The organism is Stenotrophomonas sp. YIM B06876, assembly GCF_030711595.1.
In the GTDB taxonomy this organism is placed as follows: domain Bacteria; phylum Pseudomonadota; class Gammaproteobacteria; order Xanthomonadales; family Xanthomonadaceae; genus Stenotrophomonas.
In genome coordinates this window covers 1-558 of the sequence record NZ_JAUJUJ010000519.1, presented here as the reverse complement: position 1 = coordinate 558, position 558 = coordinate 1, and the positions used below count along the sequence as shown (strand labels likewise).

The following is a 558-nucleotide window of genomic DNA, read 5'->3' as shown; positions in this document are numbered from 1 at the left end:
GAAAATGAAAAAACGGCGCCACGCGCAAGCACGCGGCGCCGCCCTGGCAGGTTTTACTCTTCGAGCAGCGAGCGCAGCATCCACGCCGTCTGCTCGTGCACCGTCAGGCGCTGGGTCAGCAGGTCGCAGGTGGGCTCGTCGCTGGCCTTGTCGGCGACGGGGAACAGCTCGCGCGCGGTGCGCGCCACGGCCTCGTGGCCCTTGACGAGGATGCGCACCATCTCCAGCGCCTTGGGCGGCACCGAGGGCACGTCGGGCACGCTGGCCAGGCGGCTGAAATCAGCGTACGAGCCCGGCGCCACATGGCCCAGCGAACGGATGCGCTCGGCGATCGGGTCGACCGCGTTCCACAGCTCGGTGTACTGGCCCATGAACATCAGGTGCAGGGTGTTGAACATAGCCCCGGTCACGTTCCAGTGGAAGTTGTGCGTGGTCAGGTACAGCGTGTAGGTGTCGGCCAGCAGGTGCGACAGGCCTTGCGCAATGGCAGCGCGGTCTTTTTCGCTGATGCCGATGTTGATGCTGGTCGCCGATGTCTTGGATGCCTTGGATGCCTTG

Annotated in this window: 1 protein-coding gene; it reads right to left on the bottom strand. The window is 65.6% G+C overall.

Features of this window, described 5'->3' with window-relative positions; genetic code table 11:
• Positions 1-53: 53 nt before the first annotated feature.
• Positions 54-521, bottom strand: a complete 468-nt coding sequence (locus QZH66_RS18260; protein WP_305807209.1) for a Dps family protein — start codon at positions 519-521, stop codon at positions 54-56.
• Between the last annotated feature and the right edge of the window lie 37 nt (positions 522-558).